Raw genomic sequence first — 26,271 nt, forward strand, 5'->3', positions numbered from 1 at the left:
TCAACTTAGGATTTGTGCCATTATGCTGCAGGCACTTTTGCAGATCGAATTATTTTTTCGCTTCATCTATCGCTTTACCTATATCGTGGCGCATATACTTGTTATCAAAACTTACCCACTCTGTAGCTTCGTAAGCCTTCGCACGAGCCTCTTCCAAGGTATCTCCCTTTGCAGTTATACCAAGAACTCTTCCTCCGTTGGTAACTATACCCTCCGGAGCCTTCTTTGTTCCCGCATGGAAACAGTAATATCCGTCCTTGCCCTTAAAATTCTCAAGACCGGTAATGAGCTTGCCTTTCTCATAACTTACAGGATAACCCTCACTTGCAAGAACAACGCATACGGCTGCCTTATCTTCAAACTCAAGATCAATCTGATCGAGCTTTCCATCGATACATGCATTAAATACATCTATGATATCAGTCTTGAGTCTCGGGAGAACAACCTGCGCCTCGGGATCTCCAAATCTTGCATTATACTCAAGAACTTTGGGGCCGTCCTGTGTGAGCATAAGTCCGAAGAAGATTACTCCCTTGAACTCTCTTCCCTCACTTGCCATAGCCTCTACAGTTCTGCTGTAGATATTTTCACGGCAGAACTTGTCCACTTCTTCAGTGTAGAAAGGACTGGGCGAGAAATTACCCATTCCGCCCGTATTAAGACCTGTATCTCCGTCTCCGGCTCTCTTGTGATCCTGTGCGGATGACATGAGCTTTATTGTCTTTCCGTCTACAAAAGACAATACGGAAACTTCTCTACCTGTCATAAACTCTTCGATAACCATGTGATTTCCGGCATCTCCGAACTTCTTATCTTCCATGATCTCTTTTACGCCAGCCTTGGCTTCCTCGAGGTCGTTACAGATAAGTACGCCCTTTCCGAGTGCAAGTCCGTCAGCCTTAAGAACGATGGGGAACTTTGCATTTTCAAGATAATCAAGAGCATCCCCCGCATTATCAAATGTCTCATATGCTGCTGTAGGAATATTGTATTTCTTCATAAGGTCTTTGGAAAAGGCCTTACTTCCTTCAAGTATTGCCGCATTCTTTCTGGGTCCGAATACTCTGAGCCCCTCTGCCTCAAATGCATCTACAATTCCGCCTACAAGCGGATCGTCCATTCCGATAACCGTCAGATCTATCTCTTTTTCTTTTGCAAAAGAAACAAGCTTGTCAAATTCCATAGGTGTTATCGGTACGCACTCGGCAAGTTCTGCGATTCCACCGTTTCCGGGAGCACAATATATCTTAGAAACCTGAGGGCTTCTGGAAACAGCCTCAGCAATAGCATGTTCTCTTCCGCCTCCGCCAACAATTAAAACCTTCATGAAAAAATCTTCTCCTCTTCGTATCCTTCAATAATTACTTTATGATCTTCAACTCTGACTCTTCCGTTTGCTATCATATCGATCGCCATCGGCATGATCTTCCACTCAGCCTGTTCCATAATACGCTTCTGTAACACTTCGGGAGTGTCATCCTGCCTTATCATTACAGGCTTCTGCAATATGATAGGGCCCGTGTCGGTTCCCTCATCAACAAAATGAACAGTGGCACCGGATACCCTGACGCCTCTCTTAAGTACCTGTTCATGCACCTTAAGTCCGTAAAACCCCGTACCGCAAAATGACGGAATAAGTGACGGATGAATATTTATTATCTTATTCGGGAATGCCTTTACAACACACTCCGGAATAACAACAAGACATCCCGCAAGAACGATAAGGTCCGGATCTGCATCCTGCAATATCTTAAGCAGAGCTTTGTTAAATTCATCCCTGCTGTCAAATTCCTTAGGGCTCTTAACTGCGAATGGGATACCGGCTTTCTTGGCTCTCTCGATTGCATATGCATTCGGGTTATTGCTGTATACAAGCGAAATCTCGGTATTTGTTATTGAGCCGCTTGCTATCCCATCGATTATAGCCTGAAGATTAGTTCCGCCACCCGAAACCATAACCGCTATTTTCATACGAGTTCTACGCCTTTCTCTCCTGCAACTGCCTTACCTACTACCCATGCCTTGTCACCGGCTAAAGCAATAGCCTTCATTGCAGCATCTACATCACTTGGATCAACGGCAAGAACCATTCCAAGTCCCATATTGTATGTGTTATACATCATCTGCTCTTCAATTCCGCCCTTTTCCTGCATAAGCTTGAAGATAGGGGGGATGTCATAGCTGTTCTTCTCAATTACAGCCTTGATTCCGTCGGGAAGCATTCTGGGAACATTCTCATAGAATCCGCCGCCTGTGATATGGCTGCATCCCTTAACCTTAACACCTTCATTCTTGATTGCCTTCATCATCTTTACATAGATTCTTGTAGGTGTGAGAAGTGTCTCTCCGAGAGTTGCACCGAGCTCATCATAATATGTCTCGAGGCTCTCTTTTGTCATATCGAATACTTTTCTTACAAGTGAAAATCCGTTACTGTGAACGCCGCTTGAAGCAACACCGATAAGAACGTCGCCGTCCTTGATACTGCTTCCGTCGATCATATCTTTTCTGTCAACAACGCCAACCGCAAATCCGGCAACATCGTACTCATCCTCAGGCATAAGTCCGGGATGTTCTGCCGTCTCACCGCCGATAAGTGCTGCATCTGACTGCTTACAACCTTCAGCAACACCCTTTACGATCGCTGCGATCTTCTCGGGGATATTCTTGCCGCATGCAATATAGTCAAGGAAGAACAGCGGCTCACCGCCTGCGCATGCAACGTCGTTTACGCACATTGCAACCGCATCGATTCCGATAGTGTCATGCTTATCAAGAAGGAACGCAAGCTTTATCTTTGTTCCGACTCCGTCTGTTCCGGACAAAAGAACCGGATCCTCCATATCCTTTATCTTACTGAGCGAAAAAGCTCCCGAAAAACCTCCGAGACCGCCAAGTACTTCAGGTCTCATTGTCTCTTTTACATAACCTTTTATAAGTTCAACAGACTTATATCCTGCTTCAATATCAACGCCTGCTTTTTTGTAATCCAATGCCATAATATTTAACTCCTCGCATTTTGCCTATTTATATTATCAATAGTTCTTGTATCCGACTTCCTGAAGTCTTGCATCTTTGGCAACTACGCCGTCCTTAAGTGATGCTGTGTACTTCTTAAGCTTTTCAAGAAGCTCCGCATCTCCCGTTGCAAGAATCTTAGCCGCAAGAATACCTGCATTTGCGCCACCGTTAATAGCCACTGTAGCAACAGGAATACCGGTAGGCATCTGAACTATACTGTATAAAGAATCACGGCCTCCGAGTGAAGTTGTGTGCATAGGGATTCCGATCACGGGCATCGGAAAAATCGCTGCGCACATTCCCGGAAGATGTGCCGCCATTCCCGCTCCGGCGATAATCACCTTAAATCCCTTCTCCTCTGCAGTCTTTGCATACTCAAAAAATTCATCCGGCTCTCTGTGAGCTGATATGATCCTCATATCGTACTCAATTCCGAGCTCCTCAAGAATATCTGCAGCTTTTGCCATAACAGGCATATCTGAATCACTGCCCATTACTATTCCAACTTTTGCCATGTTTTCCTCCATTTTTCTGCTTCAACATTTAGCCACTTGTATCATAGCACAACACAATATATTGTGCCACTTTTTTATTCAACGAGTGGTTTTTTTTCTTACATCTTTTGGTTTATTTTATTCATCCAAAGGCTTATTTAATTCCTCCGTGCCGGGAAGCACGAATCTGCCGTTTTCTATGATGGTTACGCCTGTTCCGTCCTCTCTTACGGCTCTTATCTCGCCGAGTTCGTCGTACGGAAGCGTTATATCTGTATGGCAGCTGAAATATGCCTTATCAGGATCTGTTTTTCTCTTTGAGGAAATCTCATTTTCTTTTGCAATATGCCTTTTTCCGTCAAAGTTGAATGTGTCATTGTCCTCGTCATAGGAATAACACGTGTCACCAACCGCAAAATGCGGTCCCGTCTTCTCTGCGATCAATATATCAAGCTTGTCCGCAATATCAAATTTCCTTGCAAACTTGTATGCTGTCGTATTTGTTCCGATAGCAAACTCTCCAATCGGCAGAGTATCGTTGTTGTACATGATATTTTGCTTTATATAATTTTTGTTGTCTTCTTCAGTTATAAAATTTGCACATTTGTAATCTTCGATGCAACCGTCCTTAAATTTAATCTCGAGGTCTTTAAAATAAAGTCCCCTGAGATAAACGCCTGAAACGTGCAGTATTCCTGATGTTCCGGCAAGCACGGGAGATGTAAACACTTCTCCGACGGGAATATTTACATCGGCAACACAATTCTCAAAATTCGTCTCTTTTTCTTTGTCTTTTATCTCATGAAGCATAACTTTCATATCGGTACGGTTATCGCCCATACCCTTGACGGTTACGTACTTTGCTTCATCGAGAGCATCAATGATCTTCTTCTGAATATTCCGGTACAGCTCATTATCAAGCGTATTTATATTTACCGTCTCATCAAAGATAGCTTCATATTCATCACCGATTTCAGGTACAGGGAAAGAAATGATCGTAAAGCTTCTCTCTTTTCCTATAATATATTCATTCTGGATAAGCGATGCCTGAATCTTATATCCTCTAAGGAGTTTACTCTGCTCAGCGCTTAAGTGAATCGCATCTTTCTTTGGCTCGGGTGAAAAGAGCTCTCCGCCGAATCCCTCAAGTACCGCAGGGCCTCCGTAAAGTTTTGCTTCTTTCTTGTACTTTTCTCCCGCTGCCCTTACAGCCTCAAGTCGCCTGTTTACAAGAGCTGCGTCAAGGAATAATCCGTCATCATCCTTGTGATCGTAATCAAACTGTTTGTTGGGAATTGCGCCGTGACAAGCATTTCTTATGGCACTTCCGCCCATATAGAAGGTGCTCATTATGGCACGATAGATTCCGGATTTAAGACCAATCTTTTCAAGGTTTGAAACAGCCTTTTTGATTATTCTCTCAAATCCCAATATATAAATTACAGACGCAGTGCTTTTAATACTTATGTCTTTACCTGTAGCAGCAAAACCTATACGATAACCTTCTGTAAAAGTGGTTGCGATCTTATCGATCTCTTCTTCCGACATCTCGATAAGATGCTGCGCTGTCTTTATCTCACTGTCTGTTACATATTCTCCGAATTTATAAAGATATCTGATATCCGTCAGGTCGCTGTTCATTATGATATCCCTGAAATAGTCTTTTTCGGGATTAACGATCTGAGCGAATCTGAGCATTCTCTCTTCTTCCGCATAATCGCTGTAGAACCAGTACATTATCTGTCTGACATCCTCATATTCAGGAAGTCTGTTTTCCGCAGCGGCCTGCATAAATGCTCCGTATACTTCAAGAAAGAGCTCCGTCCTGATAACGATCTCATACTTCTGAAATTCAAAAGCATTGGGTATCATCGATCTGAGCTCAAAATAAAGAGATGACAAGATCTTTCCGAATGTTTCTCCAAGTTTCTCACATGCATATGCCGGATTTCCGTAACTGTTACCATAGTTTTCGGGAAGGATGTCGCTGTAAAGTTTCTTATTTCTAGCCTGCAACTCCTCCAGAGAATCCTTGTCTTTTCCGCCATTTTCAGACCATTTATAGGTCTCGTCTATCATGAGAATAAAGTCTTTTACCGCATGAAAATAGTCATCAAACGCTTTATTCTCCATATGCTCGTCGGAAATACCGCTCACCCTCTCCATTGCAAGGGCATATCTCTCATCGGTAACATCATTTCCGACGCTAAATTCAAATACTGCTTCGTTTTCAGTCATTGTAATATTCCTTTCTTATCTCGGATCACATAAATCCCAATACCAGAATAAAAATAATAAAGAGAACCGCTATCAGGTTGAGAATAATCCCAAGATTAGGAAACAATTTAAATATATCTTTTTCCATTCGGGACATGATTCCAAGTGCGAGTCCCAAACATGAAAATATCGCCGCAACAAATGCCGCTGCGGCGTATCGCATAAAAGCCTGCCCTCCGTTCCTGTACGAAAAGAGTACCACTGCCACCAGTGATACATCTGACAGGAGCCCGAGTATGGTAGACATTATTCCTTTTTCCGGATGCCTGTTATCGGTGAAAACGTATTTTTCCCTGAAATGGCTAAGCTTATTAAGAATTTTAATCTTTTTTAAATTGAGTTTCTTCATATCTACCGGTTGTTTGTTATGTCTTTAAATGATCACATTTTTGCGACTGCCCAGAAGCTTCGCTCCACATATAATGAGCAAGATTCCGGCAGTTATTCCGACTACAAGTGAAACCACTCCCAATGCTATATTCATGGCTCCTGTGCCACCAAGCACCTTGTATGTATGTTCTTCCATACAAAATACCTCCTTAGAATATCAGAGTTATTTATGGAAACGCTGATTAAAGTGTTTCCTTAGCGCCGTACTCGGCGTAATACTCATCGATTGCCTTCTTGATATCCTTTGTAAGGATTACCTCTCCGTCAATCTGTCTGTTATAAAGATAGCTTACAACGTCTTCCATTGTAACGATCGCGTGCGCACTAAAGCCATATCTTTCCTTGATCTCGTCAAGAGCGCTCATCTCGCTCTCCAAGCCCTTTTCCTGTCTGTTCAAAGATACCATAAGGCCTACGATATCACAATCAGCCTGTGCCTGGATGATAGGAACAGTCTCTTCGATTGACTTTCCCGATGTTGTAACATCTTCAATTATAAGGACTCTGTCTCCGTCACGAAGCTTTGTTCCAAGAAGGATTCCCTTATCTCCGTGATCCTTGACTTCTTTTCTGTTTGAACAATATCTTATTTCTCTTCCGTAGAGCTCACTGATTGCCATACATGTTGCAACAGTAAGCGGAATTCCCTTATATGCAGGTCCGAAGAGAACGTCAAATTCAAGTCCGAATGTATCGTGAATTGCTCTTGCATAGTAGTTACCGAGCTTCTTAAGCTGTGAACCTGTTACATATGCTCCCGCATTCATAAAAAAAGGAGATTTACGACCACTCTTAAGAGTAAACTCTCCAAACTTAAGGACATTGCTGTCTACCATAAATTCAATAAACTCTTCCTTATATCTTTCCATAACTCATAAACTCCTTTTTATTTCGTATTTACTCAGAAAAAATCCAAGCCCAATCCTCTGACAAAGTATTATATCATCATAAATGCATATTCACAATTAATATATTATTGATCATTTCTCTTCATCCACCTGACAACCGAAACACCTATTATTATGGCATATCCGATGATACTGAGAAGCACCGGTGTTTCAGAGAATGCCACGATTCCGATGAGTGCTGCGAATATAACCTGAGTGTAGTCAAAAACAGATAACTCTTTTGCAGGTGCGTAGCGATATGCCGAAGTAATTGCAAACTGTCCGAGAGATGCGGATACTCCAGCCATGATAAGGCTCAGAAACTGCCTCATGCTCATTGGCGAATAATCAAATATCAGAAACGGCAAAGTGACGAGACACGAAAACGCCGAAAACGCGAATACAATGGTCGGCGTATTTGCACCTTTTTTGCTCGCCCTTCTGACAAACACGTAAGCGGTTCCGGCTCCGAAGCCTCCGTACACCGCAATAATGGCAGGGATTGTCTCAGCGACGACACCTGTCGGTCTTATGATAAAAAGAGCTCCGATAAATGCGATCAAAGTTGATATGGCATCCACCTTTGACGGAACTTCTTTTAACAGCGGTATTGAGAGCACTATGGCAAAAAACGGCGCTAGCTTGTTTAGCATGTTTGCGTCCGCTATCCCAAGTTTTCCTATTGCATAAAAATTTGCGATAACACCTGACGTGCCAAATAGGCACCTAAAGAAAATATCAAGTCTGTAGCTTTTCTCAATTTTAAAGCCAATGCCCGATCTTAGCAGAGCGATAGACGCGATGAACATTGCCACCAAATTTCTGAAAAAACTCTTTTGCATTACGGGCACGTCTCCGGCTGCACGTACAAACGCCGTCATAAGTGCGAAGCCGAAAGCCGCTGCCAATATGCAAATTATTCCTTTTGTTCTATTACTGAGCGAGCGCACCTGCGATGTCCGCCTTCATATCAAGGACTGCCGCCCTTGCAGCTTCTCCGACCTTTCCGTCACCAAACTGCTTGTAATTGTCGCTCTTCCATGCTGCTATGATTCCTCTCGAAGAATTTACGATTGCTCCGAGTCCGTCTTTATTAAAGAAGTTAACAAGGTCTTTTCCCTTACCGCCCTGTGCTCCGTATCCGGGAACAAGGATGTAATTGTGAGGCATGATCTCTCTGAGCACCTTGCCCATCTCTGGATATGTTGCTCCGACTACGGCACCCACATTGCTGTATGAACCGTCTGTCGACTCTTCGCCCCACTCTCTTATCTTAGCGCCTACTATCTCATAGAGAGGCTTTCCGTCGATAAGTCTGTCCTGGAACTCTCCGCTTGAAGGATTTGATGTCTTTGCAAGAACGAAGATTCCCTTGTCTTCCTTATTACAAATATCTATGAAAGGCTTAACTCCGTCAGATCCAAGATAAGGATTTACCGTTACGAAGTCTTCGTCAAAGCCCTTGAATACTTTATCTCCAACCTTAACGCCGCCGAGATGACCAACCGCATAAGACTGGGCTGTCGAACCTATATCGCCTCTTTTGATGTCACCGATAACGATAAGTCCTTTTTCTTTACAATAATCAACTGTCTTCTTAAAAGCTATAAGTCCCGGAATACCAATTTCCTCATACATTGCAACCTGAGGCTTTACCGCGGGAACCACGTCATATATATTGTCTATGATTTCTTTGTTGAACTGCCAGAACGCCTCGGCAACTCCCTCAAGGTTCTCACCCTTTTCCTCAAAGCATCTCTTCTTGATGTCTTCGGGTACAAAATCAAGCTTGGGATCGAGTCCCACCACAATAGGCGCACCTGTGTTTACAATCTTGTCAATAAGTTTTGAAATCATATAACTGTTCCTTCCTCACTTTTTTCTTGATCTTATGATAAAAAACTCATCAATTGCATTGGTAAGTTTTTCTTTGGGCATGGATTTAAGGAGGTACTTCTCGGGCTTTAATCCCACAACTTTCATAACGCTCTCCTTGTCATCCTTAGCGGTAAGGAAGATAACCGGAATATCTTTATACGCCGGAGTGCTCCTCATCTCCTTGAGAACCGTAGCCCCGTCCATTCCGGGCATCTCATAATCAAGCAGAACAAGGTCGATGGGATTTTTTGCCAAAAAAGACAACGCGATCTTACCCGAGCTTGCCATGTAAACATGATACTTCACAGACAGCCAGGTTCTCATCATCCTTAGCATGGTTCCGTCATCGTCTATTATGAGGATTTTCTTTTTAAGCTCATCGTCAAGCTCGCTGTATTCAACCACCGAATTTAGCTGTTCCGTAAGACGCTTGACATCAAGAGGCCTGAGATACGTCTCCTGAACCTTCTCCTTAGCGATATATTTGATCGCCAGATCAAGTTCTTCTTTGTTTCCTATGATATAGAGCAAAAAGCGCTCGCTGTCTATCGCATCATTCAAATACTCAAACAGCTCATAGTCATCATCAGACAAATCTCCCATGTACAAAAGATAGATATGGGGCTTTTTTTCCAAAGCCTTGATCTGATCTTCATCGGGTTCCATCATTAAAACTCCGTATCCTTCTTTCTCGAGCCCCTTTTCAATAGCGTTAACCATAAAGCTTTTTTCGTGGCCAATTAAGAGTACGCGTTTTTCCATATCCTGTCCTTCCGCTTTGCGCTATTACTACAATATATTCAACAGTCCGTCTCTGTCAACTGCCGCCATAAGTCTTTTTACCTTTTCATATTTTTCAATATATTCATCGGGAATTCTATACTCGCTGAGCATGTTCATAATGTCATCCGCGCTGTCAAAATACGATCCCGATACAAACTCTTTTATCGCCGCAAAAGCTTCATTAAGCTCTGATTCCGGTATTACTTCCTTTTCCGCGTCGTCATCCGTACCACCGACAACATCAGAAAGCTTATTAATGTAGCTTCTGTACAGTTCAAGAAGCTGCGGTGTCTTTTCTTCAATCTCAGCCCTATTCTTATCCTCCGCACACTTTTCAAGATGCTCTGCCATTTCGGAAAGTTCCAAAGCTCCTATCGCCTTTGCAGAGCTCTTAAGTCCGTGCACATAGATCATATAATTCTTAAGATCATCGTTTGCATACTTTTCTATAAGATCCGCTCTTTCCTTGATGGAAAGCCAAAAGTCCTGCATGACGTCAACCACAACCTTTGAGGATCCGCATCGCGCTATGGCACTCTTAATATCGATGCCCTGCACCTTCATAAGCTTAAGCGTCGTTTCATCCTCTTCTTTCTCATCTTCCTTGTCATTCTCAACAAAATCGTCATCTCCCGGCATTGACACTTTATAAGAAGGAAGGTAACTGAGTATCATCTCTTCAAGCTTTGCAGGTGAAACAGGCTTTGAAAGATAATTGGTAAAGCCTTCCCTAAAGTACATCTCTCTCGATCCCGAAACCGCATTTGCCGTAAGAGCCACAACGGGCGTCTTTTTATTCATATTATTTGACATGTCCTTCATCATATGAAGCGTCTGAATGCCATCAAGTTCCGGCATTCTGTGATCGAGAAAAATGATGTCGTATTTATTTTCCGTCACATACTCTAGCGCTTTTCTTCCGCTCAGCGCCGTATCCACAGAAATAAGAGTCTTTTTCAAAAGTCCCTGTATCACCGTAAGATTCGTGCTTATATCATCGACCACAAGAACTCTTGCCTTGGGCGCATGGAAACTTTCCTTATACTCCTTCTTGCTTGCTTTGCTCTGTCTGTAGTCCTTGGCAAAATCACCGAGCGGTTCTCTGTTTATAACAGTCTGCGCTATTTCAAAAGAGAACTCCGATCCTTTTCCGTATTCGCTCTTTACATCAAGCTTCGCTCCCATGAGTCCGAGAAGATTTGTAACGATGCTGATTCCAAGACCCGTTCCCTCGATTGTCTTGTTTCTCTTTTCATCAACCCTCTCAAAAGCGTGCGTCAGCTTGTCAATATCCTCTTCCTTTATTCCGATTCCCGTATCTGTTATACGGACTCCGAGAATAATTTTTTCGTCAAACATATCATCGTGCGCCACGGGATCGTAATCTTTCATATAAATATCCATCGTGACAGAGCCCACATCCGTATATTTAACCGCATTTGTAAGAAGATTCATTATACACTGCTTGATCCTGGTCTCGTCTCCATACAGGACATGCGGTATATCCTCTGAAATATTTGTGATGAAATCAAGCCCCTTCTCATTTACTTTGACCTCTATCATATTTATGACGTCGTTTAACATAGAGCCAAGTTCGTATTCCCCGGGAATAATCTCCATCTTTCCCGCTTCGATCTTGGAAAAGTCGAGTATGTCATTTATAAGTGCCAAAAGAGTTTTTCCCGAGCTCTGGATATCCATCGCATAGCTTATGATGTTATCATCCTTACACTCCCTGAGTATCATTTCATCAAAGCCAAGAACCGCATTTATCGGCGTTCTGATCTCATGTGACATATTGGAAAGAAATCTCGACTTGGCTTCGTTGGAGCTCTTTTCCACCCTAAGCTGATCCTCTATATGTTGTCTGCTCTTCACAAGTTCAATGTATTCCATGAACCTGTAAAAAGTAAGATCTATTGCATGATACAGATCCTCTATTTCATCATTTGTAGCTATCCTGAGTCTATGAACGCCCTCCACGCTGGCATTTATGTCCGTTTCCTCGGAATTATAAATATCGGTCACGGCATTCGACAAGATCCTTATAGGCTCGGCAATCCTAAACTGTGCATAGTTGTTCACAAAAATCGCAAGCGGTGTGACTATGATCGATATAAGCATCGCCATCTCAATTCCGCCCTGCAATGTCATATCCGCATACAGCTCTCTCGATGCGATCTCCGCTATAATCCCAAGTAAAATTGCCTCAAAGACAATTACCCTCATTACGACATTTCCGATCCTGGACTTGCCTTCGACCATGTATCTGTCATCTTCATCAAGCCTTGTGGTGTCCACGTAGTACATTCCGCTTCCCAGCTGTAATTTGATATTATCCGGAAGTATTTTAAACATTATATATATGAAAAAACATGTGAACAGGCATCCCGGCGCCTCTCTGAAAAACAATGGGATAAGCTTGCCCGGATCAAATCCCGCTATGCCGGCGCCATTGAGCACAAGCTTACAGAAGCCCCATAAGTCGCCGAGGATAAATTGCAGGATCATAGAAGCAAGTATTACTTTTAAAACTTTTTTGAAAAAACCGATTCTGGTAAGAATATCAACCGCACAGGAAATCAGTAGATATGCAAAAGCATGATACATGATCGACCCTTGTAAAAAAGAGCCAAAGAAAAAAATAAGAACAAGACCGATCATTCCGGGAATAATGCCACAAAATGCCGTGACAAGCATAATCGGAATATACTTAACAGTCCTTAGTATAGAATCCGCCCCTACATTCCTTAATAAATTGGCAAAGAGCAACGTAAGGAGAGATGCTACAAGTACAAGCGTCAGATCTACCCGGTTTCTTTTGGTGGAAAAAACAAAATACTTACTTCTTCTCATAAGATCACCTGTAAACAGCTGTTACATGCAAGTACAAAGCATATACATTATTGACCTTTTGGCTTCTCATTCATGTATGATTCACATGCGTTAATACGTATATATTTTATCATATACTTATATTCGAAAGACATACTAAAATAGATAATTCCATCAAAAAAGAGTTGCTTATCTTACAACTCTCTTCCTAAATTGACTCTGAAATCACTCCACAATGTGCAGTGCCCAATAATTGTTTTTATGATTTATGAGGACTGGTGCGGATACAAAGGCTTCGTCGCCGACATAGCACCTGTCTTTCTCTTTATCGAATGTATACTTTCTACCCTCAGAATCGTGCTCATTTATGTAATCAAGCGCCTGCTCCAAGGTTTCGTCATTTTTGCAAAGATGTATATTCATTTCGTCACACTTTTCCTCTCAATATGTATTGTAGGTTTTTGTGCCATTTATCAAATCTGCATTTTCTCAGATCTTTGAGCGTCCAACCAGCATACTTGCCGCAAATCTCTCAATAAATGCATTGCATGAGGGATAATACAGATGCGGAAAGCCGGCAAAAAGATTTCCTTTTATCTGTATGCCTTCCCATGAGCGGTTGCGCGTGCCCTTGGTTATTATACAGGTATCTCCGTTATCTGTCGTGTCATAGTAGTGGAACTCGTGACCGTTTATACATTCAAACGGTTTGAGGTATGTATTCTCTTTTGCGGCAGCTATGGTGACATATCCAAATCTGACGAGTTTCCCTGTCATAAACGCTCTTCCGGGAATTGCCCCGACCATTTTATAAATATTTCCGTCCTTATCCTCAAGTTCCTCCTGAAGATACATAAATCCGCCACACTCTGCAATGATCGGCACATTATTGTCTGCAGCTTTCTTTATATCTTCAAGCATCGAAGTGTTTTCCGAGAGCTGCGCCGCATGAAGTTCAGGATAACCGCCTCCGAAAATATATCCGTCTGCTTTTGGAAGTCTCTTATCATGAAGTGGGGAAAAGAACTCCAGCTCCAATCCCATATCTCTCATAAGATCGAAGTTATCTTCATAATAAAAACAAAATGCCTCGTCCTTTGCAACGGCAACTTTAAGAGGGCCGCCCTCTGTAGGCTCTGCGCAGAGCGGAAGTGCAAAACTTGTTTGAAGAGTTCTGAAGCTTTCAGCCTTGTTTGCGATATCCACAAGCTTTTCAAAATCAAGTGTCTCTTCAAGCTTATCGGCAACTGCATCTATTTTTTCCAAAATATCGGGAATCTCATTTGGAAGAACAAGCCCCAGATGCCTGCTGTCTATATCGGCATCCTCGATGTGAGGAATATATCCGACAACCGGAATATGAACCTCCTCTTCAATGAGAAGCGATATGTCTTTTGCAACCATCGGAGATATATTATTAAGTATAATTCCCTTAATTGGATTGTTAATTCTTCCGACATAATCAAAGAATCCCTGTACCACGGGAATTATGGACATACTCATGCCTTTTGCATTTACAACAAGTATAACGGGTGTCTCTGTTTCCTTACTGATATCATAACTTGAGCCGTCTGTTCCGGACGTACTTATGCCGTCATAAAAGCCCATAACTCCTTCAATAACGCCAAAATCTCTTCCTTCACTTCCTCTGTCAAGTGTACGTCTGATACCATCTTTTCCGGCCATAAATATATCGAGATTTCGAGACGGAACATCTAGAACCGTCTTGTGAAAAATCGGATCTATATAATCGGGACCGCACTTAAATACAGCGGGATTATATCCTCTTCTTTTGAGAATTCTGAGAAGCGCACATGTTACGATTGTCTTACCACTGCCGCTTCCCGTTCCTGAAATCATCACTCTTGGAAAATTGTTTGTCATAGAAACCCCTTGTTGTAATTTTGTTATATACTTAGATTTTTATATACAAGAATGTTGCTAACTCTATGATACAACATATCCGTACTTTTGGAAGCGTTTTTTAAATTATTTTTTAACTCTGTTCATTAATACACAACAAAACGGTCAATAAATCAGATATTTGTTAATTATCACTAATTTGCGATCATGATATAAAAAGCATGAGTTCTATGATATATAATTCAGAAATACTTTTTATCCGAAACTACATACCTGATTCAAATTATATGTTACTATGGTGTGAGTATGAATCTTACGACAATACCGATGATATCGGCATAAAAAAGAGAGGTACGTTCAATGAATACACTCACTGACAGAATCAAGCTAAATAACGGAACATCTATACCTTGTCTTGCCTTTGGCACATACAAGATAAAAGATCCCGCAGAAGCTTATAACTCTGTAAAATCCGCACTTGAGATCGGCTACCGTCACATCGATACAGCCGCTTTTTACGAGAATGAAAAGCAGGTCGGACAGGCAATAAACGACTTTATCGCAACAGGTGCCGCAAAAAGAGAAGACATCTTTGTTACCAGCAAAGTCTGGAAGTCAGAACTTGGCTACAAAAAGACTCTTGCTGCTTTTGAAAAGACTATGAGCGAGATCGGTCTTGATTATCTTGACCTCTATCTCATTCACTGGCCCGCATCATATGCATTTGACGATGACTGGGAAAACACAAACCGTGAGACATGGAAGGCGATGATAGAGATATACAAGTCAGGAAGAGTAAAAGCAATCGGCGTTTCAAACTTCCTTACTCATCACCTCAAGGCGCTCATGGAATTTGACATCATCCCCGCAGTCGACCAGATTGAGATAAATCCCGGTTTCCTCCAGAAAGATACAGTAGATTTCTGTCAGGAACACGGCATCCTCGTAGAGGCCTGGAGCCCGCTCGGAAGAGGTAAATCCCTTGAGCATCCGCTTCTTAAGGACCTTGCGGAAAAATATGACCGCACCGTTGCTCAGATCATCCTTCGCTGGGAAATGCAGCACGACGTTGTTCCTCTCCCCAAGTCCGTCAATCCCGAAAGAATCCGCTCCAACTCTGAGCTGTTTGACTTCGAACTTTCAGAAGACGACATGGAGATGATCGACGAGATCGAGCCTTACGGCAATTCCGGCCACTCACCGGATCAGGCGTGATTAACGCGGAATCCAGTGCAAGATGCCGCAACTATCCTACTTCTTAACCATCCTATGATTTGACTATTAAGAATTCTTTGTTATAATAGAATTAGGCAAAGAAACGAGATAATTTATCTTAACAAGCTAACACAAAAAAGCTAGGAGCTGCAACTCCTAGCTTTTTCTATGCCATTTCGTGCAAGGCGGCTTATACCTCAGGCTCATTGCCATCGTCATCTCTATCGAGCCATTTGCAAATATATATTTTTCTTTATCTCTTATAACACATTATCTTGATTATATTGTCACTATATACACCGGGTTGATTGCATCGGCCATGTGATATTCGCCAACTTTCCTATATCTGCTTGCGCTGACTTGAACAATGTCAGGCTCTGCAAATTCTCCCTCTTTAATAACGGTAAGAACTTCCGTAAGTGTCTCGAGTGTGACACAGTTTATCACAATTCGAATATTCTCATTCATCTTCTTCAGAATCTCAATGATAACCCGCATATCTCCGCCGCTTCCGCCGATGAACGCATGTGTAGGGACAAGCAGCTCTCCTTCAACCACACTGCCGGAACATTCATATGTAAAAGCTGAAATACAGGTATTCTCTGCCATTTTTTTTTCAAGCACCTCTGAAGCTTCGCCCTTTATCACAGTAATATTATCCGCACAGAACTTCTCTTTGTTCTTCTTGATAAGTTCAACCGCCTCGTCGTTTCGCTCTATCGCACAGACTTTGATATCAGGGTGCAAAAGAGCTGCTTCGACAGATACGGAACCTGTCCCCGCGCCGATATCATAGAGCACGGAATCCGCAGAAAGTCCCAGCTTTCTGATAGATATCGCCCTTATCTCCTCTTTGGTCATCGGAGTCTTGCCTCTGATGAACTCATCGTCTGGTATTCCTCTTATTACAGGCGTTTCGCCCGCGCGCTCATTCTCTATATACAAAAGGCATTTTCCTTTCTCTTCACGTGAAAAAAGATTATCTCCAAGCTCATTTTCCGATACTTCTAAAATCCGCTCCAAAGCTGTTCCCAGTTCATATCCGATCACAATTTTAAGATCTCCGCATTCGCCGAAACCTTCAACTTTTACGCTATCGTTCCTGCCATAATCATTTATTTTCGCTACCGCAAACGCAGTTCTCGCAATATCGCCCGTATGCGCACAGCTTGAAGGAAGAATGATAAGTCTCTTAGCCTCCGCAATATATCCCGCAACATTGCACTCTCTTCCATGCGCGCTCACTATACTGCAGTCTTCCAGCCCAAGTCCCAATCTGTTTGCAAAAAGAGCCACCGAAGAAATCCCTGATATCTTATGAACTCCATATCCTGCGTTTTCAAAAACCTTCGCCGCATTCTTGGCTCCGCTGCAAAGGCATATATCTCCCGAGAAAAGAGCCAGCGGCTTCTTGTAGTTAGGATATTCATTCAAAAACTCAAGAATATCTTTTCCCATATAAAGAGGAACAAATTCAGCTTTAATCCTGTTCTTATCAACTCTTTCAAGGATGCTCTTCGCTCCGAAAATCACATCCGCATTCTCAAGTGCATCTTCCAGTTCTCTTGTATAATATCTCGCATCACCGGGACCGATCCCCGCAAGTATGATGCTCTTTCCTATACTATCCTTAACTTCGTTTAAGCTGTTACTCTCTTTGACGATTTCGCCGGATTTAACACGCTTCTTGTCAACTCCAAGTTTTTCCAGCACTTCCGGCAGACTGTACCCTTTAGCATATTCACCGGCATTGCTTCCTGAGCCTTCAAGTCTGCTCTCGGGGCTCTCTATCATAACAACCTTAATCCCGCACTCACTCGCCGCAAGAAGCTTCTCATCAAGCCCGCCCGTAGCGCCGCTCTCCTTCGTAAGAATTACAGAAGCGCAAATCTCATTTATAAGTGCAACATTCATATCTTTGGAAAAAGGCCCCTGCATAGCAATAATCTGCTTTCCGCGAAGCCCCGCTTCTTCGCACTTCGTGATACTCTCGATATTCGGAAGGACTCTTGCGTACACTCTTGTTTTATCGGAAATCTCAGCCATGATTGTCTTAAGATCTTTACTTCCCGTCAAAAGAAGCATGTTGCCGCTTATCTTTTCAAGTTCCTTTGCCGCACTCATGGCCGAATCACAAATTACAATCTGAATACTCTCATTAACCACATCCGCATTGCATAACATTATGCGCTTTCGACAATTACTCTCAATTTCTTTATCAAAACCACATTCGTTGGAAGCAGTCATAAGCTCAATCTTCGCTCCTGTATCTCTAAGGAGCCTTAAATACATAATCCCGGTCTTTTCACATGCTTTCTTAATCTCAGCAGAAACAAGCGTAGCAAAAGGATGCGTAGCATCAACGCACACCGTAAAGCCCTCGGAAGCCATAAGTTCCGCCATTTCATCCGCGTTCTTTCTTCCGACAATGACATTTTTCTCTCCAAAAGAATCCTCAATTTCCTTGCCATAATCAGTCGCAACACTCACCAAGTGCTGTACGCCCGCCGCAGAAAGCGCAGCCGCAAGCTCTCTTCCTTCAGTTGTTCCTCCGAAAATAAGAACCTTATCTCTCACTTCTGTATCCTCTTAAAGTAACCATGTGCTCGGCAATATCCCTTGTTGAAGAATTCCCGATAAAAATCGTCGAGAACATATCCACCTCAGCACCTTTTAATTCACCCAAAGTCATAACCTTACAGTATTCGCCGTCTCTTCCGATGTTTCCCGCAATTCCGCAAACCCGCTCGGGTGGCAGATTCTCCATCAAAATCTCGCAGGCATGGGCTAGATATCCCTTCCTTCCCTTACTCTCGGGATTGTAGATGACAACGACCATATCTGCCGACGCCGCAGCACGAAGCCTCTTTTCGATCAGCTCCATCGGTGTAAGCCTGTCACTCATACTTATTAGGCAAAAATCATGTATAAGCGGTGCCCCAAGAAGCGCCGCACCGCTGATTGCAGCCGTAACTCCCGGAACCACTTCCGTATCAACGTTATCGAAATTTACCGCCTCTTCATAGCAAAGCCCCGCCATTCCGTAAACTCCGGCATCTCCGCTGCACACAAGTGCAACCTTCTTGCCTTCTGCTGCCTTCTCATAAGCAAGTTTTACTCTCTTTTCCTCACCCATCATTGGCGTTGAGATATATTCTTTATCAGGGAAAAAAGGTCTGACAAGATCGCAGTAAACGGTATATCCGGCGATCACATCGCACGCCTTAAGCGTCTGTACCGCCTTAATCGTCATATTCTCATAATTTCCGGGTCCGATACCGACAACCGAGACTTTTCCGCCTCTTCTATCACTTGCAGTCTCTTCGCCACCGCATGCAAAATCCATATCAGCACTCTCTGCACTTCTGTCACACTCCGTGCCCTGAGACATTACCTTGCTATTTTCCATCACACCTGCCGCAAAAGTCATCCCGTCAAAGCTTTCTTTCGTAACGAGAATCTTCTTGCAACCACAGGCCGCTACTGCTCTCTCACAGACATTATCCGCTCCCGTTATACTCTTTACAAACTCAGAAGCCGTAAACTCCCCTTCCTGCGCCATCAATACATCCGAAGAAAAGACCTTAAACTCTGCTCCAAGCCCTTTAGCCACACGGATCAATCCTTCTTCCTCTTTCTTAATATCCGCAGAGGCAAGCACACTTACCGCTCTCTTATCAATATTGTGCTCCGAAAGCTTATCCTCAACAAAAGCCAGCAGCTTCTCATAAGGCGTCCCCTTCTTGCAGCCGACGCCTATCACAATGCACTTAGGGATAAGATTAAGAACACCGCTTTCAGACTTATCCTTGCGAAAAGAAATTGTAAAACATGCCTTGCTTTTCTCTATATCAGTCTCTTTCGCAGATTCATCAAGCTCTGCATTATCAGTGTCTTTAGCATCGCTACCATAGCACTCTCCATCCGCCAATTGCCTGACTACATTCGAATATCCCGTATCAACATCACAAGAAGGCATACCCGCAATCTCAGCGTCCACCTCATACACAGCCTCTTTCTCCTCAAGAAGCCTTGCCGTAAACTCTTTTACCTTCTTCATATCGGATATGACAAATCCGTTCTCGGAGGCAAAAACATCAACCGCAAACTCACCCGAAACATCAGAAGCCGTAGTTATAACGCAATTGGCACCGATCAAATTCGCGATTTTCTCAGCCTCTCTTACTCCGCCTCCTATATGCCCGGATAAAAGAGGTATCACATTTTTGCCCGCTTCATCCATAACTATCACCGCAGGATCCTTCGTCTTATCTTCAATGTAAGGTGCTATCGCTCTAACCGCGATTCCCGCAGCACCTATGAATATGAGAACATTCCCCTGATAAAAATTTTCTTTGACAAAGCCATCCAATGTAAAGCCCTCATCTGTGCCTTTCACGACAACATTTTCTCTGTCTGAACTTTCCTTATATCGTTCTCCCTTACCAATTCCACTTTCCTCGCCGCCACGCACAAACTTCCCATCGGAAATAAGGGAAAGAAGCCTATCCGCAAGCTCTTTTCCCCTTGAAGTGAAACTTATAACCTTATAATTATTAAATTCTGCCTTTGCCATAAATCTTTTCATACATTTCATCCGTAAGTGAAAACAAATCCTTGATAAGCCCCTCTCCCATGACTTCGGAAGGCGTCTTGCACAGCGTCTTTCCATCGTCATAGACAAGAAGAAGCCTGTCCGAAACAGAAACAGCAAGTTCTAGTTCGTGAATCGACATAACTATCGTCACGCCTTTTTTCGCAAGCCCTTCCAGCACTTCCATGAGTTCCATCCTATATCTGATGTCCAGATAAGATGTAGGCTCATCCATGACAAGATACTCGGGAGACTGCGCTATTGCCCTTGCAATAAGCGTCCGCTGTTTCTGCCCGTCGCTCAGATTATTAAACTGCTTGTCCGCAAAACTCTCTATCTTCATAAGAGAAATCGCATCTTCCGAAGCCTCTCTGTCCTCTTTTCCAAGGACTCCGAAACCGTCCGTATAGGGAAGGCGCCCCGCCATGACAACTTCTCTGCAAGTCATATGCTCAGGTTTTACCCTGTCCGTCGTGACTATTGACATTTTCCTTGCCAGCTCCTTAAGCGGCATCTTGGCAACATCCCCGCCATCAATGAACACCGCTCCTGAAACAGGCGCAAGTTCCCTGTAAAGAGTCTTTAAAAGAGTGGACTTCCCCGCACCGTTCGGTCCTATGAAGGAGATTATCTCTCCTTTTTTTATTTCAAGATTAACTCCCGGAACAACCGCCTTTCCGCGATATCCCGCAGATAAATCCTCTATTTTCACCCTGTCTTACCTCTTTTTATTATCATGAAAATAACTATCGGCGCCCCAAAAAGTGAAGTCACCGCAGAAATATTGATCTCAGTCGGTGCAAAAAGCATCCTTGCAAGAAGGTCGCTTATCATGCAAAAAACCGCTCCCGACAGGAAAGACGCCGGAATCAGAATTATCGGCTTCGACGACTTCAGAACCTCTCTCATAAGGAAAGGCACAGCAATTCCGATAAACGAAACAGGCCCCACAAATGCCGTAACACACGCCGACAGAACACTTGAAAGCACGATAAGGAGCACTCTGCACAGCTTCACATTTATTCCAACGCTCGCAGCGTAAACTTCTCCAAGTCTGAACGCATCAAGCACTTTGCTCATAAGCATGACCGCCACAAGAACAATTGCCACAATCACCGCAGAAAACCAAGCCGCACTCATCGATGCTCCTGAAAAGCTTCCCTGCGACCAGCTGTGAAGATTGACAATATCCGAATCTTCCGCAAAAGTGACAAGAAAATCCGTCACAGCGCTGCATATGTAGCCTATCATTATTCCAGCCGCAAGAAGCGCCGCCATGTTCCGTACTCTCTTGGAAATAAGAATGATAAATCCCGTAGCCGCCATCGCTCCGACAAAAGCAGTCATCACAAGCATCAGATTCGATGTAAAACCCGTTCCCGATGTTATGAATATCAGGCTCATCGCAACCGCCATCTTTGCTCCCGACGAAATCCCCAGAATGTACGGGCCCGCGATCGGGTTGGCGAAATATGTCTGCAAAAGAAATCCGGACACCGCAAGCGCACCTCCAAGAACAAACGTCATAACCGACCTCGGAAGCCTGATACTTGCTATTATATTCCTGCTCTTAACGTCTCCACCGCCCGCAATCAATATCCTCAACACTTCATCAAGACTTATCCTGACATTTCCTATAAGGATATTTGCAAAAAAAGCCGAGACGCAAAGACCTATCAGTAGCACAAAAACCACTACCGCTCTTTTATTCCCGTTCTTAGTCATTTGTATTTCTGCCTTTTCTAAAGCCCGTAGTAAAATCAGGCGAATACAGCTTTGACTTCTCGTAATCCGCCTGTTTGACGCTGTTTCCGACTATGATAAGCGCCGTTTTATTTATACCGTTTTCCGCCGCAACCTTCGGAAGATTCTCAACATTCGTAATGAACTTCTTCTCATCATCCCAGGTTGCCTTATATACAATCGCCGCAGGAGTATCTTTTGCCACTCCCGCCTCCGTAAGTCTCCTGCTCAGAGCCTCGGTATCTCCCGCTGATAAAAAGAAAACCATCGTTGCCCCGTGTTTTGAAAGTTCCTCTACGGACTCTCTCTCCGGCACGGGAGTTCTCTTTTCCATCCTCGTGATAATGACACTCTGCGTTACGCCTGGCAAAGTGTACTCCATATTAAGAGCTGCCGCAGCCCCGCAAAAAGAGCTGACACCGGGCGTCACATCGTAGCCGGTGCCAAGCTTATCAAGCTCATCCATCTGCTCTCTGATAGCGCCATAGATGCTGGGATCCCCCGTGTGAAGTCTCACCGTCATCTTTCCCTCTTCTTCAGCTTTCTTTACTATTTCTACGACCTGTTCAAGATCAAGCTTTGCGCTGTCATGTATCTCGCAGCCGTCTTTTGCATACTTAAGAAGCTCAGGATTTACAAGCGATCCCGCATATATTATGACATCCGCTTTTTCCAAAAGTTCTTTTCCCCTGACCGTTATAAGGTCGACAGCTCCGGGTCCCGCTCCGACAAAATGTACCATTAAGTTGTCCTTTCCAAGTATTCATGGGCTTTTACGGTACTTACAAGTTCCGTGTATTCGTTAGAAAAAACTATCACCTCAACTTTAAGCGTTCCCTCTGCCCATTTTTCCATATTTTCTTTTATAAGGCTCGCCATCTTAGGAAAAACCTTGCAAGACACCCCCGCTTCCGTGATTATTCTGACGGCTTCATCCGTCATAACACACTCGGAGAGCTTTTCTTTTAACTCATCAAATTCTTTTCCTTCAGAGAACATCCCTGTGATATCAGTCAGTATCTCCATTCTGTGGTCGCCGTATCTTGAGTGGGTGTTCTTAATCCCGCCTGCTACCTTAACAAGCTTTCCGATGTGCCCCGCAAAGACCATCTCGGAAAAGCCCTCTTCCTTCGCTATCATAACAGAGTCGTAAACAAAATTAGAAGTCATAACAGCGATATCCTTATCTATCCCGCACTTCTTACTAAGGAAGGTTATTCCGTAGTTACCCGGCGCAGCCAAAAGAACTTGTCGCCCTTCCGCTTTCCTTACGCGTATCTCGGTTCTTATCGTATCAACTATCGCCTTCTCGCTCATGGGCTCAACTATTCCCGTCGTTCCAAGAATTGATATGCCGCCGACTATTCCAAGCTTAGGATTAAAAGTCTTCTCTGCGATCTTCTCTCCGCCCGGAACGCTCACTATAACTTCAAGCCCCGTGTTCTCTGCATTTCTTTCCTTAAGAACTTCGTTTAGATTCTCTTCTATCATTTTTCTCGGAACAGAATTTATCGCAGCTTCACCGATTGCCCTGTCAAGTCCCGGCTTGGTAACACGCCCAACGCCTTTTCCGCCGTCTATAACTATTCCGGGAGTGTCTTTGATTCTCACGCTGACTTCAATATAAGCTCCCGTCGTCACATCCGGATCGTCTCCTCCGTCCTTTATCACGGAGCAGGTCACTTTTTTGCCGCTCTCATCGCGAATGACATTAACAATCTCCGCATAGAACGGTATGCCCTTCGGAGTCATTATATTTACATATTCTATATCTTTAACTCTTTTATCTGCAGCCGTTTCCCAATCTAAATCAGGCTCTGCATCTGCCTTCGAAGCCTTAACCGAGTCAAGCAGCATCATGAGCGCAGCCTTTGCCGCTGCCGCCGCGCAGCTTCCCGTCGTAAAGCCGCTCCTTAGTTCCATATGCCTATTTTCCTCCGATGCTCTGTCACAGTTGTAAATAAACAGAATTTACCCCCGTATACTGCACAATCTGATTATAGATGATCAAAACAACACACTCGTCCATATGACAAAAACAGCGTCAACGATACAATTTATACAAAAGCGAATTGCATATCGCCGCCGCAACACCGCTTCCGCCCTTACGTCCTCTGTTAACTATATAAGGAACGTCTTTGTCATTATTTATTATAAGTTCTTTTGCCTCAACAACGTTAACGAAACCTACAGACACGCCTATTATGAGTTCAGGTCTGTAGCCTTCATCCATAAGCTCTTTTAATTTGATAAGTGCCGTCGGCGCATTTCCTATCGCATAAATTATCGGAACGCCGAGCTTTGCCGCCTTTTCCATGCTGACATAAGCTCTTGTGACATTTCGCTCTTTGGCTTCCTTGGCAACTTCTTCATCTGCCATGAAGCAATGAACTTCTCCTCCGAATCTTGCGAGAGTTTTTTTGCTGATTCCCGAAAGTGCCATATTCGTATCGGTCACAATATGTGCGCCATTCTTAATGGCCTCAAGCCCCTTTTCCACCGCACCTTCCGAGAACATCATGGTATCCGCATACTCAAAATCCGCCGTGGTATGAATCACCCTTATCACGGTAGCTTCTGTATCATCCGGAAGCGTCTTTCCCATTTGTGTGAGTTCTTGTTTTATTATGCCAAGACTTGTTTTTTCTATATCGGAAGGAAGAATGTGCTTAATTTCCATCTGTTTTCCTCATTTTAATGCCGCTGTCATCTTATTATCACATCATTTTCAAAGATACTACTTTCAAATATTCCATATATCATCTGAGCTTATGGAAAAATCCCGTATCATCGCTTTTACCTGAGAGCACCCCTCCGAGGTCACTTATTATATCACCGGTTTTATTTGCAAACTGATACAGTGATTTGTCTGTATACCAGACATCGCCGTTCTTTACTGCTTTCATATCATTAAAGATCACATCGGTTTGCTTAAGTTCGGCAAGATCTGCGGGCGCATCCTCAATGGCAGCATTGTAAATAAGAATATCGACATCCCTCGCATAGTCGTAATACGCCTCAGTGCTCACGCTAAGATACGATGAATTTCCGTCTTTGTTATTTTCAGGCGGTGCAACGTACACTCCGCCTGCCTTCTCTACCATTTTGGCAAAGTAATCGTCTTTTCCCCTTGTATATATCAGATGTTCTGAATTTATGGAAAAAAAAGATACTGTTTTGCCCGAAAAATCAATATCATCAAGCAATGTAACTTTTACAATCTGCTCTGCAAAAGCCTGCTCCGCCTCTTTTTCTTTTCCCGTCAAAAGACCGTATATCTTTATCCACTCGCATCTTCCGAGCGGGTCCTGCTCATAACTCGATTTGTCGATAAAAACAGGGATTTCGAGCTGTTCAAGTTTCTCAATGACTTTAGGAGAATGAAGTATCATAGTCGATTCAATCGCAAGCTCGATGTCATCGGACACCATCATCTCATAATTTGGCGCACTGTACTTCCCGCCGTATTTAAGTTTTCCTTCATCCATCATCTTTACGGCAGAATCTATGTACCAGTCGTCACGCTCAATACCTGAAAGGGCGATATTCTCTGTAGCTCCTATCGTATCAAACTGACACATTGCTCCCGATGCGGCAAGATAAATCTTATCAAGCGGCTGCTGTAAGATTTTCATATCTTTTTCTTCTACTTTCGGGATTTCTTTTCCGTCAGGTACTATAAGATAATTTCTTCCGTCATCTATACTTATAACCGCGTAGCCGCCTGAATATCTGTGTATCCTGTAGCACTTTGCGAAGTTGTTATCATCGGTTGATTCATATGTAAGACCTGCTATCACAGGTGGTTTTTCAAGTTCAGATTCTGTTTTAAGCTTTACTTTCGTTTCTTTTGCAGATTCTTCTTCGATATTTGAATCATCTTTGGAATCGGAAACAGAAAAAGTAAGTGTGTAATCAATAAGATGTGGCTTACTCATGGCTGTCGTATCAGCCTGAACATCCATCTTTTTATCAAGGACTATCGGAATCTCAAATTCAGAATTCCCATCTGTATTTACTTTATCATATCTTTGCCCGTCTACGATCATGTAGTCGTAATTCGGACTACTCCAAACAATCCTTGCCGTAAGTTTGCCTTTTTTGGCAGTTACAGTGCAAGGGCTTTCTACAGTTGCTCTTCCGCTTCCCCCCGTAAGAGTAACAGATGCGGCATATTCCCCATCTGAAATACTGCCGCATCCGATTACACTCATGGCAAAAAACAAAAGAATCAAAATGCTCTTTATGTAATTTACCGGTTTATTTTTATTTCTGTTCATTGTGGTTTTTA

General features: G+C 43.3%; 23 protein-coding genes and 1 pseudogene. 1 reads left to right on the plus strand and 23 read right to left on the minus strand.

The features are described from left to right. Nucleotides 1-49 precede the first annotated feature (49 nt). The 14 genes from purD to BLP87_RS01605 form a co-directional block, all read right to left on the minus strand. Nucleotides 50-1,327, minus strand: a complete 1,278-nt coding sequence (gene purD / locus BLP87_RS01545) for a phosphoribosylamine--glycine ligase (protein ID WP_074461128.1) — start codon at nt 1,325-1,327, stop codon at nt 50-52. Beyond that, a complete protein-coding gene (purN, locus tag BLP87_RS01550; RefSeq protein ID WP_074461129.1) occupies nt 1,324-1,971 on the minus strand; it encodes a phosphoribosylglycinamide formyltransferase in 648 nt (215 codons plus the stop codon). Before purN ends, purD begins: the two co-directional genes overlap by 4 nt. Further along, a complete protein-coding gene (purM, locus tag BLP87_RS01555; protein WP_074461171.1) occupies nt 1,968-2,993 on the minus strand; it encodes a phosphoribosylformylglycinamidine cyclo-ligase in 1,026 nt (341 codons plus the stop codon). Before purM ends, purN begins: the two co-directional genes overlap by 4 nt. A gap of 42 nt (nt 2,994-3,035) precedes the next feature. Further along, nucleotides 3,036-3,536, minus strand: a complete 501-nt coding sequence (gene purE / locus BLP87_RS01560) for a 5-(carboxyamino)imidazole ribonucleotide mutase (protein WP_026655389.1) — start codon at nt 3,534-3,536, stop codon at nt 3,036-3,038. Nucleotides 3,537-3,653: 117 nt separating this feature from the next. Beyond that, entirely contained in the window at nt 3,654-5,753 is a 2,100-nt protein-coding gene (locus BLP87_RS01565; protein WP_074461130.1) for an aminopeptidase, read from the minus strand. Between the two features lie 25 nt (nt 5,754-5,778). Then, nucleotides 5,779-6,141: a DUF6142 family protein gene (locus BLP87_RS01570; RefSeq protein WP_051199124.1), complete on the minus strand. Its 363-nt coding sequence runs from the start codon at nt 6,139-6,141 to the stop codon at nt 5,779-5,781. Nucleotides 6,142-6,165: 24 nt separating this feature from the next. After that, nucleotides 6,166-6,318, minus strand: coding sequence for a hypothetical protein (locus BLP87_RS15940; protein ID WP_026655392.1), 153 nt, complete (start codon nt 6,316-6,318; stop codon nt 6,166-6,168). Nucleotides 6,319-6,364: 46 nt separating this feature from the next. Then, the gene (pyrE, locus tag BLP87_RS01575) at nt 6,365-7,051 is read right to left on the minus strand and encodes an orotate phosphoribosyltransferase (RefSeq protein WP_026655393.1); all 687 of its coding nucleotides are present in this window, start codon (nt 7,049-7,051) and stop codon (nt 6,365-6,367) included. 104 nt (nt 7,052-7,155) lie between these two features. Further along, the gene (locus BLP87_RS01580) at nt 7,156-8,019 is read right to left on the minus strand and encodes a DMT family transporter (protein ID WP_074461131.1); all 864 of its coding nucleotides are present in this window, start codon (nt 8,017-8,019) and stop codon (nt 7,156-7,158) included. After that, nucleotides 8,003-8,926: an orotidine-5'-phosphate decarboxylase gene (gene pyrF / locus BLP87_RS01585; RefSeq protein WP_074461132.1), complete on the minus strand. Its 924-nt coding sequence runs from the start codon at nt 8,924-8,926 to the stop codon at nt 8,003-8,005. The genes BLP87_RS01580 and pyrF overlap by 17 nt, the downstream gene beginning before the upstream one ends. Before the next feature lie 15 nt (nt 8,927-8,941). After that, entirely contained in the window at nt 8,942-9,709 is a 768-nt protein-coding gene (locus BLP87_RS01590) for a response regulator (protein ID WP_074461133.1), read from the minus strand. Between the two features lie 27 nt (nt 9,710-9,736). After that, nucleotides 9,737-12,586: a response regulator gene (locus BLP87_RS01595; protein ID WP_074461134.1), complete on the minus strand. Its 2,850-nt coding sequence runs from the start codon at nt 12,584-12,586 to the stop codon at nt 9,737-9,739. Nucleotides 12,587-12,790: 204 nt separating this feature from the next. Continuing rightward, nucleotides 12,791-12,988, minus strand: a complete 198-nt coding sequence (locus BLP87_RS01600; protein ID WP_026655399.1) for a hypothetical protein — start codon at nt 12,986-12,988, stop codon at nt 12,791-12,793. Nucleotides 12,989-13,054: 66 nt separating this feature from the next. After that, complete coding sequence (locus BLP87_RS01605) at nt 13,055-14,449, minus strand: cobyrinate a,c-diamide synthase (protein WP_051594118.1); 1,395 nt, start codon at nt 14,447-14,449, stop codon at nt 13,055-13,057. Between the two features lie 339 nt (nt 14,450-14,788). Between BLP87_RS01605 and BLP87_RS01610 the strand changes: the two genes are divergently transcribed. After that, nucleotides 14,789-15,643 carry an aldo/keto reductase gene (locus BLP87_RS01610; protein WP_026655400.1) on the plus strand — a complete coding sequence of 285 codons (855 nt, stop codon included), beginning with the start codon at nt 14,789-14,791 and terminating at the stop codon, nt 15,641-15,643. A gap of 279 nt (nt 15,644-15,922) precedes the next feature. Here the strand turns inward: BLP87_RS01610 and cbiT are convergent, their stop codons facing one another. From cbiT to BLP87_RS01660, 9 genes and pseudogenes are all read right to left on the minus strand, one after another. After that, nucleotides 15,923-18,220 (minus strand): precorrin-6Y C5,15-methyltransferase (decarboxylating) subunit CbiT, encoded by a 2,298-nt coding sequence (cbiT, locus tag BLP87_RS01615; RefSeq protein WP_074461135.1) that lies wholly within the window; start codon nt 18,218-18,220, stop codon nt 15,923-15,925. Beyond that, nucleotides 18,210-18,989 carry a precorrin-3B C(17)-methyltransferase gene (gene cobJ, locus BLP87_RS16515; RefSeq protein WP_074461172.1) on the minus strand — a complete coding sequence of 260 codons (780 nt, stop codon included), beginning with the start codon at nt 18,987-18,989 and terminating at the stop codon, nt 18,210-18,212. The genes cbiT and cobJ overlap by 11 nt, the downstream gene beginning before the upstream one ends. Before the next feature lie 81 nt (nt 18,990-19,070). After that, nucleotides 19,071-20,315 (minus strand): annotated as a pseudogene (locus tag BLP87_RS16520) (cobalt-precorrin 5A hydrolase); the annotation flags it as partial. Continuing rightward, entirely contained in the window at nt 20,200-20,949 is a 750-nt protein-coding gene (locus BLP87_RS01635; protein WP_074461136.1) for an ABC transporter ATP-binding protein, read from the minus strand. The gene BLP87_RS01635 and the pseudogene BLP87_RS16520, both read right to left, overlap by 116 nt. Then, entirely contained in the window at nt 20,946-21,962 is a 1,017-nt protein-coding gene (locus BLP87_RS01640) for a FecCD family ABC transporter permease (RefSeq protein ID WP_074461137.1), read from the minus strand. Before BLP87_RS01640 ends, BLP87_RS01635 begins: the two co-directional genes overlap by 4 nt. Then, nucleotides 21,955-22,722, minus strand: coding sequence for a precorrin-4 C(11)-methyltransferase (gene cobM / locus BLP87_RS01645; RefSeq protein WP_074461138.1), 768 nt, complete (start codon nt 22,720-22,722; stop codon nt 21,955-21,957). The genes BLP87_RS01640 and cobM overlap by 8 nt, the downstream gene beginning before the upstream one ends. Then, nucleotides 22,722-23,903, minus strand: a complete 1,182-nt coding sequence (gene cbiD, locus BLP87_RS01650) for a cobalt-precorrin-5B (C(1))-methyltransferase CbiD (protein ID WP_074461139.1) — start codon at nt 23,901-23,903, stop codon at nt 22,722-22,724. The genes cobM and cbiD overlap by 1 nt, the downstream gene beginning before the upstream one ends. A gap of 121 nt (nt 23,904-24,024) precedes the next feature. Beyond that, nucleotides 24,025-24,660, minus strand: a complete 636-nt coding sequence (locus tag BLP87_RS01655; RefSeq protein ID WP_074461140.1) for a precorrin-8X methylmutase — start codon at nt 24,658-24,660, stop codon at nt 24,025-24,027. Nucleotides 24,661-24,739: 79 nt separating this feature from the next. Next, nucleotides 24,740-26,260 (minus strand): ABC transporter substrate-binding protein, encoded by a 1,521-nt coding sequence (locus BLP87_RS01660; protein WP_083334381.1) that lies wholly within the window; start codon nt 26,258-26,260, stop codon nt 24,740-24,742. Nucleotides 26,261-26,271 lie beyond the last annotated feature (11 nt).

This window comes from Butyrivibrio hungatei, from assembly GCF_900101605.1.
Classification (GTDB): domain Bacteria; phylum Bacillota; class Clostridia; order Lachnospirales; family Lachnospiraceae; genus Butyrivibrio; species Butyrivibrio hungatei_B.

Excerpts from the sequence above, each read along its gene's own strand:
- BLP87_RS01605 (WP_051594118.1), bottom strand. The coding sequence starts at position 14,449 with ATGACAAACAATTTTCCAAGAGTGATGATTTCAGGAACGGGAAGCGGC.
- BLP87_RS01570 (WP_051199124.1), bottom strand. The coding sequence starts at position 6,141 with ATGAAGAAACTCAATTTAAAAAAGATTAAAATTCTTAATAAGCTTAGC.
- BLP87_RS01595 (WP_074461134.1), bottom strand. The coding sequence starts at position 12,586 with ATGAGAAGAAGTAAGTATTTTGTTTTTTCCACCAAAAGAAACCGGGTA.
- BLP87_RS01610 (WP_026655400.1), top strand. The coding sequence starts at position 14,789 with ATGAATACACTCACTGACAGAATCAAGCTAAATAACGGAACATCTATA.
- purE (WP_026655389.1), bottom strand. The coding sequence starts at position 3,536 with ATGGCAAAAGTTGGAATAGTAATGGGCAGTGATTCAGATATGCCTGTT.
- BLP87_RS01660 (WP_083334381.1), bottom strand. The coding sequence starts at position 26,260 with ATGAACAGAAATAAAAATAAACCGGTAAATTACATAAAGAGCATTTTG.
- BLP87_RS01590 (WP_074461133.1), bottom strand. The coding sequence starts at position 9,709 with ATGGAAAAACGCGTACTCTTAATTGGCCACGAAAAAAGCTTTATGGTT.
- BLP87_RS01565 (WP_074461130.1), bottom strand. The coding sequence starts at position 5,753 with ATGACTGAAAACGAAGCAGTATTTGAATTTAGCGTCGGAAATGATGTT.
- purN (WP_074461129.1), bottom strand. The coding sequence starts at position 1,971 with ATGAAAATAGCGGTTATGGTTTCGGGTGGCGGAACTAATCTTCAGGCT.
- cobM (WP_074461138.1), bottom strand. The coding sequence starts at position 22,722 with ATGGTACATTTTGTCGGAGCGGGACCCGGAGCTGTCGACCTTATAACG.
- cobJ (WP_074461172.1), bottom strand. The coding sequence starts at position 18,989 with ATGGATTTTGCATGCGGTGGCGAAGAGACTGCAAGTGATAGAAGAGGC.
- BLP87_RS15940 (WP_026655392.1), bottom strand. The coding sequence starts at position 6,318 with ATGGAAGAACATACATACAAGGTGCTTGGTGGCACAGGAGCCATGAAT.
- pyrE (WP_026655393.1), bottom strand. The coding sequence starts at position 7,051 with ATGGAAAGATATAAGGAAGAGTTTATTGAATTTATGGTAGACAGCAAT.
- cbiD (WP_074461139.1), bottom strand. The coding sequence starts at position 23,903 with ATGGAACTAAGGAGCGGCTTTACGACGGGAAGCTGCGCGGCGGCAGCG.
- BLP87_RS01655 (WP_074461140.1), bottom strand. The coding sequence starts at position 24,660 with ATGGAAATTAAGCACATTCTTCCTTCCGATATAGAAAAAACAAGTCTT.
- BLP87_RS01640 (WP_074461137.1), bottom strand. The coding sequence starts at position 21,962 with ATGACTAAGAACGGGAATAAAAGAGCGGTAGTGGTTTTTGTGCTACTG.
- BLP87_RS01600 (WP_026655399.1), bottom strand. The coding sequence starts at position 12,988 with ATGAATATACATCTTTGCAAAAATGACGAAACCTTGGAGCAGGCGCTT.
- pyrF (WP_074461132.1), bottom strand. The coding sequence starts at position 8,926 with ATGATTTCAAAACTTATTGACAAGATTGTAAACACAGGTGCGCCTATT.
- purD (WP_074461128.1), bottom strand. The coding sequence starts at position 1,327 with ATGAAGGTTTTAATTGTTGGCGGAGGCGGAAGAGAACATGCTATTGCT.